Annotated in this window: 5 protein-coding genes; 3 read left to right on the top strand and 2 right to left on the bottom strand. The window is 49.7% G+C overall.

Translation table 11 applies throughout. The features are described 5' to 3' along the window. Nucleotides 1-596 precede the first annotated feature (596 nt). The 3 genes from LKD71_RS17170 (at nucleotide 597) to LKD71_RS17160 (ending at nucleotide 4,381) form a co-directional block, all read left to right on the top strand. On the top strand, nucleotides 597-842 hold the full coding sequence (locus LKD71_RS17170; RefSeq protein ID WP_227616335.1) for a hypothetical protein: 246 nt from the start codon (nucleotides 597-599) through the stop codon (nucleotides 840-842). Between the two features lie 215 nt (nucleotides 843-1,057). Then, the gene (locus tag LKD71_RS17165; protein WP_227616334.1) at nucleotides 1,058-3,544 is read left to right on the top strand and encodes an NlpC/P60 family protein; all 2,487 of its coding nucleotides are present in this window, start codon (nucleotides 1,058-1,060) and stop codon (nucleotides 3,542-3,544) included. A 78-nt stretch (nucleotides 3,545-3,622) separates the two neighbouring features. Then, nucleotides 3,623-4,381 (top strand): hypothetical protein, encoded by a 759-nt coding sequence (locus LKD71_RS17160; RefSeq protein WP_227616333.1) that lies wholly within the window; start codon nucleotides 3,623-3,625, stop codon nucleotides 4,379-4,381. On the opposite strand, the gene LKD71_RS17155 is transcribed toward LKD71_RS17160, so the two are convergent. Together LKD71_RS17155 and LKD71_RS17150 are read right to left on the bottom strand one after the other, a co-directional pair. Then, entirely contained in the window at nucleotides 4,374-6,854 is a 2,481-nt protein-coding gene (locus LKD71_RS17155) for an AAA family ATPase (protein ID WP_227616332.1), read from the bottom strand. The two genes, LKD71_RS17160 and LKD71_RS17155, sit on opposite strands and share 8 nt — an antisense overlap. Before the next feature lie 69 nt (nucleotides 6,855-6,923). After that, on the bottom strand, nucleotides 6,924-8,540 hold the full coding sequence (locus LKD71_RS17150; protein WP_227616331.1) for a hypothetical protein: 1,617 nt from the start codon (nucleotides 8,538-8,540) through the stop codon (nucleotides 6,924-6,926). Nucleotides 8,541-8,976 lie beyond the last annotated feature (436 nt).

The raw sequence follows: 8,976 nt of genomic DNA, 5'->3' as shown, positions 1-8,976 counted from the left end.
GAAAACCATCGGAGTTGCGCAGTCCTGGTTTTCCCCCTGCACCCCCTTTCCAGGGCACGCTAGAAAATAGGGTGCATACGTCATACAAAAACTGCATGAAATGACAGGTGAGAGTGGATAAGAAGGTCAAAAAATACGGGGCTTACGTCAGACTGGTGCGTGGAGATGATATGGTGTTTTGTTATTCATATGGAAGATTTGAATTGTTGGATTTCAATATGAGACACGGAACATCATATAATCGCTGTGTAGCAGCGTGACGTATGCCTCTTATTTTTTATGTTTTTATATCCAGTAACACCCGTCATTTCACGCAATAGTAGTATGACGTAAGCTCCCTATTTTCTAGCGTGCCCTGGAAGGGGAGCGCGAGGGGAAACCAGGACTGGCGCAACTCTGATGGTTTCCCCTCGCATTTCCCCCCACGCTTTCCCAAAAGCGTCTAGCTAAAACCATTTTTCTAAGCTATAATCTTTTCATAAAAGATGAGATGTAATAAAGGAAATTATATGGATCATAAAACGTCATTTTATATCAACACTCTCGCCCATTTCTGCAGCAAGCGAGACCTCAAATCTCTTACCCAAACAGATTTAATGTCAGTTTTTAACATCCCAAAAGCCGACGCCCTGGTCATGTTTGGCGGCAGCATCCTGACGGGCGGAGATCTCCTGGCCAAATCCTTTGTATGCCTTCTGAGAAAGGAAAGCCGGTGCGGAGAAAATCCTGCCCGGCTGGATGAAATTTTACAGAGAAACAAGAAGAAAAAAATGAACTTGAGACTGGAACCATACGAAAAAGAGAGACTTCTGGCAAAAGCGAAAAGATCCAGGCTGTGGTGACAGACTCGAAAACAAGAAAAGAGATGTATCAGGAATATGGTTTATGAACAGGATAATCTATGTTTTTTCTTAAGAATCTCATCTTCTCTTGACTTTTCCATAGAAATCCGCTAAACTTTTCATAATGATGTAATAATTCTGTAATAGTTCGAGACGTGGGGGGTTCAGCCTGCGTTCGGAAGTTTTGGAAGAGACATACATAAAAGGGGATTTATATGAAAAAGAAATTTCTCATGGCATTATTTTTCACAGGGATTCTGGTATGGGCTCCGGCGGAAAATATGGTTCCGGCCAGAGCAGATAATCTTGTTGATGAAACCGTTTCCGGGGATGGCTGGGTAACAGAGGGAAATGCCAGATATTATTATACAGATGGAAAGAAAGCCACCGGTTTTACGAAGATCTCCGGAAAAACGTATTTTTTTAATACTAAGACCGGAGCGCAGCAGACCGGTTTTGTGGTCTATGGAGGAAAGAAATATTATTTCAGCCCCAAGACAGGCGCGCAGGTGCTGGGCTGGGCAGGAATTAATGGACAGATCTATTATTTCGGACAGAAGGGCTATGCTCTGAAAGGCATTTATAAAATTGGTTCCTACCGCTATTCGTTCAATGGCTTGGGAGAGCTCCAGAAAAATACCCTGGTTCGCGGAAAATATTATGCGGATCAGAGAGGCCGTTTGGCCAGAGGCTGGGTGACGATCGGTGACAACAAATATTATTTCAGCTATATGAACTATGCGGCAGTGACAGGCTGGCGCCGGATCGGCGGAAAGGTTTATTACTTTAATGCGGACGGCACGCTGAAAAAGCTCTCCGGCGTGGTGAAAAATTCCGGAAACCGCTATTACTATGATCCGACGACGGGTGAGATGACCACCGGCTGGGTTCACTCCGGCGTAAACGATTACTATTTCAGTCCCAAGACCGGTCGCGCCCTGACGGGCTGGCAGACCATAAACGGTAAGGAATATTTTTTCAACAGCTACGGACAGCTGGCCAAGAACCGTCTGGTGGGCAACACCTATTATGTGAATGATAAGGGAGAGAAGGTCTACGGCTGGTACACCAACGGCGACAAGACCTACTATCTGAATTCCAGGACCGGTGTGATCATGAAAAAAGGCTGGCAGACCATCGACGGAAAAAAATATTATTTTAATGCGGATGGCAGCCTTGCCAAAGGGACCTGGATCAATGACAACCAGTATCTGGACGAAAACGGTTCCTACGCCTCAGGCTGGATGGAGATCGACGGAAAGAAGTATTATTTCAGCAAGGTCAATTATAAGAAGCTGACGGGCTGGAAACGGGTTGACGACAAAGTCTGGTATTTCGGAACAGACGGCGTTCTGCGGCGGCTTTCCGGTATCAGAAAGACCTCTGACGGGCTCAGCTATTATTTCAATCCGACGACGGGCGAGATGACGACAGGCTGGATTCATTACGGAGTCAATGACTACTATTTCAGTCCGAAAACCGGACGGATGCTGACAGGCTGGCAGACTATTGACGGAGAAAAATATTACCTGAACACTTATGGACAGCTCGTAAAGAGCCGTTTCGTGAGCAACACCTATTATGTCAATGAAAAAGGCCAGAGACAGTATGGCTGGATTACGATAGGGGAGCAGAAGTATTATCTGAATCCCAGTACGGGAGCCCGCAGCAAGGGCTGGAAAACCATCGACGGAGAGAAATACTATTTTGATATGTTCGGTGTGATGGCAAAAGATACCTGGATAGATAAGTGCTACCTTACTTCCGACGGAACCATGGCGAAGAGTACCTGGATCGGTTCCGAATATGTGGGAAGCGACGGTGTAAAGACCGGCGAGACCAGAAGTCCGGGCCTTTTCACCGATAAAGACGGAAAAACCTATCTCCTGGATTCTTCCTATCAGCCTGTGACCGGCTGGCAGGAACTGGACAGCAGCTGGTATTATTTTGATACCACGACCGGCGAGATGGCGAAGGATACCTGGGTGGATGGTTATTATCTGACCAGCAAGGGTCAGCGTGCCAAGAATACACTTATTAAAGTGGGAAGCGATACCTATCTTTTCGATGCGAGCGGGATTAAAGTCTTGGGTCTGGCAGAATATAACGGAAATAAATATTACTTTAACAGTACGAACGGAGCCATGCAGACCGGTTTCCGTGTAGTAGAGGGAATCACTTACTACTTTAATCCTTCCAAAGGAGGAGCTATGGCGGTAAGTACGGATCTGCAGATCGACGGTATTTATTATACCTTTGATGCCAACGGACAGATGACGACCAAAACTCCGCTGACAGAAAACGACGCTCTTGGAAAGCAGATTGCGGCCTATGCCCAGCAGTTTGTCGGTTATCCCTATGTTTTTGGCGGAGGAGAGGATCTGACCAAAGGAGTGGATTGTTCCGGTTTCACGATGCTGGTTCTGCGCCACTTTGGCATCAATGTTGCACATTATACCGGCTGGCAGTATGAAGGACTGGCTGGTTATGCGAAACCGGTCAAGATTGCGGTTGAGGATTTGAAACCGGGCGACCTGATTTTCTACTATGCGAACAATTCTCATGTGGGAATCTATATCGGAGATGGAAAGATCGTTCACGCTTCCAACTCTGCTCCTTATCCGCAGGGAGGAATCAAAATTTCCAATTATGATCAGGCCTATATTTACGGTTGTGTCCGCTACTGGTACACAAAAGCCTGAAAAAATAACCAGAGGTTAATAGAAATCCCTTTTCTTTTCTGTTTGAATAGAAATAACAGAAAGGAAGGGGGATTTTTTATGAAAAAAAGAATGTTTATCCTTTTCCTGGCGCTTTTTATCGGAAGCCAGCCGACGATCCAGGCGCAGGCTGAAAGTATGGAAGAAGTCACAGAGGAAGCCAGCCAGGAGACAGAAAGGGAACTGACTGAAGAGGAGCAAATCATCGAAAAGCTGTATGATGGAGATATTCTGGATACCGCTTTTATCGGAAAAAGTTTCTGGTATGACGAGGAAAATTTTGAGGAGATGCGGGAAGATCTGCCCCAGGTTCTGGCTGATTATTATCAGGAAAATGAGCTGGATGCAGAAACTCTGAGGGATCTCCTCGACACGGCCTATGAGAGCGGCGTTTCTGCCAGTACGCTGGAAATCGCGGCCCTCCTTTTTGATGATGACTATGATTCTTACCGGGATGCGATCCTGACGGTTTTTCGAGAGCAGGCCCTGGAGAGTGAGGACGAGGACGCCCTTCTTCTGGCAGCTAACGACTATCCGGAAATGACTCTTATGTATAAGGATGGCTGGTATGGCGACCGGACCGACGATGAGCGGATCGCCCTGGCGGATCAGATTTTGAATGTTCTTGAGACGGCAGACGTGGATACCAAAGGCTACACCGGAAACACCCTGGCCCAGGCGATCAATGACCTTTACGATCAGGATGCCGGGGACAGCGTGCTTTGTCTGGCTTTTGATATTCTCGGGGAAGGAGAACTTTATATAACGGTGCTGGAAAGTATCCTGTCTCCGCTTCAGAACGTTGTGTATCTCACTTAAAAAGCTCCTCCAGCCGGCGGCGCTTGTTCCGGGCGTCGCCCTCCAGGTGAAGTTTTCCGTAGATCCGGTTCAGGTATTGCTTCACGGTGCCTTCGGAAAAGCCCATTTCCAAGGCGATTTCCCGGTTGCTGAGGCGGGAGGCAGCAAGTTTTACGGCCTTCCACTCATTGTCGGTGAGGCAGGCCGGGCGGCGGAGCTCATCGCTTCTGGCTTCATCTAAGAGATCGGCCAGTCGGAGAATCTCCTCAATGAAAGGCTGGCTGGCCGGAGAGAGAAGCTGGCTGAAAAGCGGCCGGATCCAGGCTGCATTTTCTGCAAAAGGAATGGCTATCCGGTCTTCCTCACCGATGGTGAAAGCGGCCTGCAGATGGGACAGGGCCTTTTCATTGTCACCCAGCTGATAAAAAGCTCCGGAGAGCTGGATTTCCAGATAGAGCGTGCAGAGCAGGTTGGGATAAATGGAAAAACGCCTGCGAAGGTCGGCCTCCATGGCGATGAGCCGTGAGTAATCGCCCTTTGCCAGCAGAACCTCCCCGTAGGCCATAAAAAGTATGGGCATGGCAGGATGGAGTACCAGCGCGCTGTCGAGCCGCCCGGAAGCAATCCATTCCGGAATCTCATTTTTGCATCCAAGAATTGCATAGAGAAAGGCGCTGCATACGTCCAGCGTATTTAAAAACATACTCTGAAGCTCCCGTTTCAGAGTTTTTTTCTGCTCATCCATCAGTTCCTGAATCCGTTCCCGGTCTCCGGCAAAAAGGGCCAGCCGCATTTCGAGAAAATCCTTACAGAGCAACATGCCCCACTGCTTTTTATCGAGAGCGGCCAGCTCTGCCCGCTTGAGGGGAAGCGGAACAGCGGCAAAATTTCCCTGGAGAAAAAGGCTTTCCGCCTCGGTCAGATCTTCAGCACCGCTTCCGTGGCCGCCGGTGAGCCGGTAATAGCAGGGCATACATTCCTTCATATCCGCTACGACACGGTCAAGGCTTCCGGGGGTGCGGTAGTACATTGCGAGGACGCTGGGGGAACCGAAGGTCCAAGAGCCGGAGCCGCCCACGGAGGTGGTCTTTTCGGTCATAAGAGTCAGGGCTTTCCGGTGATGGAGGCTCATGCCTTGAATATCGTTGTAGCTTAAAAAGCTTAAGATTACCTCACATTCGCCCAGCAGGTTGCCGCGCTCCGTCTCGGAAAGTTCCGGATTTTCAGACACGCTCTGGAGGAAAAAGTCCTTGAGCCGCAGCATTTCCGGGATCCGCCGGAAGGTGTAAAGGCGGCGCATGAAAATGAGAAGGGCGTAGGAATGGCGGGCCAGAGTTGCCTTCGGGCACTCGTCCAGCCACCGGAGGACCTCCTCCTGGTGCTGAATATTCAGGGCATAGCCGCGGTTTTCCTCGACGGCGTTCAGGAGCGCCTCGTAGTTGTCGGAGAGGGAGAGCCAGTGGATGGCCTCCTCGTAACGCCCCTGACTCTGATACCAGGTTCCCATACGGGCCTTGCAGCGGTTCTGTTCTTCAGTAGGAAGCTCATCAAACATTTTCCGGGTGCAGCTTTTCAGCATGTGATGGCAGCGGAAGGTGTCCGGCTCCGGCAGACGGCTGATAAAGGCGTTGTTTTCCGTGAGGTTTTTCAGCATTTCCCGGGCGCTGTCATTTTTCCAGAGGTAGACGGCCTGGCTGCCGGTAAACTCATCCGCGAGGCCGAGAAATGTCAGAAGCTTCCGGTAGTCCGAGGGGAGCGGGTCGAGCAGGATGTGGAAAATCATATCGTAAATGCTGGCGCTGTCCTCGATAAAATGCCCTTCCGCGAGGTAAGCTGTCAGGTTCAGATAGACGCAGGAAAACCAGCCTTCCGTGAGCTGATGGAGGCTTGAGAGGGAGGCGGCATCCAGCTTCAAGCCGCAGAGCGAGCAGTAATTTTTCAGCTCTCCGGGCTGAAGACTTAAGGTTACGGCATCGATTTCCAGAAGATTTTTTCCAAGGCGGAGCTTTTCACTGGGGGAGAAAATGGGGTTCCGGCTGGCCAGAATCAGATGAAATTCCGGCAGAGCGAGTCTGCCCAGAGCAAAAAGAAGGGCGAAAACCGACGGGTCCGTCAATAGATGCAGATCGTCGATGAAGCAGCAAAAGGGCCGGTCATTTTTTTCAAAGGCCTGCTCCAGAAGCTCGAGAAAGAAGGCTCTGGAGTTCTCATCTGTGGGAAAAGGAAGAGCTGCCAGCTCCTTATAAACGGCGGTTCCTGAAAAAAGCCGGCAGAAACCTTTCCAGAAGGAGGCGGAGCTGTCCCCATAGATGCTCTGGCGGCGTACGGAAACACCGTCGTTTTCTGCCTGTTTGAGAAAAGCGGAGACGGCGGTGGTTTTTCCGTAACCCATGGGGGCGGTCACAGTCGTGACGGAATACTGGAAAATGTCACAGAGCGCCTCTTGAAGGCGCTCTGAAAGATAGGTGATATTCAGGTGAGGTCGTGTTTTCATGGCGGTTCTTCCTTGTTCGGTGTTTTTTCTTAATGATACCCCGAACAGGGCATTTTTTCAACCGCGGTTTCAGGAGGCGGAGGTGACTTTCAGGGTGACTCCCTCCAGATAGTCGTAGGCACTGACCCGGGTGATGAAGGTCTTGGTGGTTCCTTTTGGAATGGAACTGTTGATGGTGGCATAGCCGCTGACTGTCTCACTGATGGTGCCGCTGTAGAAAATGCGCACCTTATTTAGGTTTTTGGAGGAGTTGTTGGTGACGGAATACTCGATGCAGGCTTTGGAGCCATTCCAGTAGGAGCGGATCAGCTTGATCTTGATGTCCTTCAGGGAAAAAGGCTTCGTAGGAGTCGGTTTTCGGGTGATTTTCACGGTGACGGTCTTTTTCGTACCGTTATTGAAGGTCACGAGGACTTTTTCTGTGGCGGTGCTGCCGGAAAAACTCTTGTTGGCGGTGAGGGTCAGGGTTTTGGAATTTGCGGAGAGCTTCAGGGAGAGAAGACCGTTGAGGCTTACCGCTTTTTTGATATAGATGCCGCTGGAACTTCCCGCTGCGGAGAGGGAACGGCTGGTTCCTTCCGTGAGTGTGATGGAATTGCTGAAGACCACGGAAGCCTTTTTCACTCGTACCAGAACAGAAAACTTCTTCTTGCCACAGGTAAAGGAGATTCTGGCAGAACCGGCTTTTTTGCCGCGGATGATCGGATGGTTCAGGCTTTTCCGTACGCTGACGATGCTGCTGTCTGACGATTTTACCGTATACCGGGGCGTGCCGAGGATCCCGACGATGCCGTTATTGTCCAGATCCATTTCCGTACCCAGGATGCAGCTGACGGAGGAAACCCGTCTCTTGATGGTAGAATGCTGGACTTTGACGGTGAAGGTGGCAGAGCGCCCGTACCCGTTTGTCAGGGTGATCTTGCTGGTGCCGACCTTTTTCAGGCGGATCCGCTGAGTGGAGGCGGAAACCGCAGCAACCGAAGGATTGCTGGAAGTGGCTTTTACGATTTTTTCATTGCCGCCTTTTAATTCAGCCACATCGATAAAATACCAGATATCATTGATATAACCGTAGAGAACTTTCTTTTTCAGTTTGATCCCGGGGGCATTTCCATAGATGGAGACTTTGATCTTGAATTTCACAGAGTACTGGACATCGTCAATCTCGAGATCCTCTCCGTACTGGTAAAACAGGGATTCGATGGCGTACTCATCAGGGAGAGTGACCGTAAAATTGGCATAAGTGAGATCATCGGAAAGAAGATCAGACCTGGAATAGCGGAAGGAACGGATCATGCCGTCACTTCCGTAGTCCGGCTGAAATTCGCCTCCGGTGGCAGTATCGATCCTTGCGTTGAGCCTGCCGTTGATCAGGTTTACGATTGCCGGTTCCGTAGCCAGATTCGCCCGCTCGCCATCGGAAGAGATCCAGATGCTGTTGTAAACAGGCGTGAGGGTAATGTCCATGCGGAAACGGCCGGAGTTCAGGTAGGAATCACCGGCGAAGCCGAAATTTTCGGTGAACTCGACTTCGTCGTCGTCCCCGTCGGCATAAAAAGTGCGGGTGGTAAATTCCTTTGATTTGATCAGACTGTCTGCCCGGCCCGGAAGCACGGCACTCCAGGCCAGCAGCAGGGTGAATAATAAAAGAATAAGTGTGGTTTTTGGTACGATTCTCTTCTTCATAAACGACTCCTTTCTTAGAAGGTGAAAGTTCTCCTGAGAAAAGATTAGCAGAAAAGCAGATCCGAAAGAATTAACCTCAGGTTAGGAGTTATAGCAGAAATGAGATGGCATCTTATGTCACGGGCGATGTGCTGTCCGTGGACGGAGCAATGCGCTCATAGGTACGCTTTGAGGAAGGCGTAGGGAATAGCAGGGGGAAAACCATCAGAGTCTTGCAGTCCTGGTTTTCCCCCTGCACCCCCTTTCCAGGGCACGCTAGAAAATAAGGTGCTTACGTCATACAGAGGATGCGTGAAATGACGGATATTTCGTGTCTCATTGTGGGATGAACGTGCGTGTGTATGGTATGGGAAATGAAGCTAGTGTACTGTATCACTGACATTTCGCCAAATAACTTGTATAAGTTTTCATCTGCTGCGTTGTCGTCAATCGACGT

The sequence above is a fragment of the Fusicatenibacter faecihominis genome (genome assembly GCF_020686945.1).
GTDB lineage: Bacteria > Bacillota > Clostridia > Lachnospirales > Lachnospiraceae > Limivivens > Limivivens faecihominis.
Note: the sequence above shows the minus strand (reverse complement) of the source record. Positions and strands in the feature narration are given on the sequence as shown.